Annotated in this window: 1 protein-coding gene; it reads right to left on the bottom strand. The window is 45.9% G+C overall.

What is annotated here, in order from left to right:
• Positions 1-775, bottom strand: a 775-nt coding sequence (locus AB4653_RS28335) for an FAD-dependent oxidoreductase (RefSeq protein WP_372105957.1), incomplete at its 3' end; no start/stop codon positions are given.
• Positions 776-796: the final 21 nt, after the last annotated feature.

Genomic DNA, 796 nt, shown 5'->3' on the forward strand with positions numbered 1-796 from the left:
GTGCAATACCTAGGCCCATTTGACGAGCAAGTTTGTCTTGTGGGCGAATACCAGCAGAGAATACGATGAAATCAGTTTCTAGCTCAGTTCCGTCTGCAAAACGCATCACGTTACGAGCTTCAGTGCCTTCAGGAGCAATTTCTAGCGTGTTTTTGCTTGTATGAACGTTTACGCCCATACGTTCGATTTTTTGACGAAGTTGGTTACCGCCCGCTTGGTCAAGTTGCTCAGCCATTAGCTTAGGAGCGAACTCAACAACGTGTGTGGTTACGCCAAGTGCTTTCAGTGCGCCCGCCGCTTCAAGGCCAAGTAAGCCACCACCGACAACAACACCAGACTTTGAGTTCTTCGCGGTTGCTTCAATCGCTTTCAAATCTTCGATTGTACGGTAAACGAAACAGTCTTTACCTTCGTGACCTTTGATTGGCGGAACGAATGGGAAAGAACCAGTTGCAAGAACAAGTTTGTCGTATTGAATTTCACGACCTGTGCTTGAGTAAACAGTCTTTTTCTCACGGTTAACGTTAATTGCACGTTCGCCGATCAGCATGTTGATGCCGTGTTTCTCGTAGAAGCCTTCTTTAACTAAAGAAAGTTCGTCCGCAGTATGGTGTGAAAAATAAGAAGAAAGGTGTACACGGTCATAGGCTACGCGAGGCTCTTCACAGAACACCGTGATGTCCATGTTAGCGACATCTGTCTTCTCGACTAAATCTTCGATATAGCGATGGCCTACCATCCCGTTACCGATTACGACTAGCTTCATCTTGCTCATAAGAATTCCTGAAGGTTATAT

This window comes from Vibrio sp. 10N.222.48.A3 (assembly GCF_041475345.1).
GTDB classification, from domain to species: domain Bacteria; phylum Pseudomonadota; class Gammaproteobacteria; order Enterobacterales; family Vibrionaceae; genus Vibrio; species Vibrio tasmaniensis_A.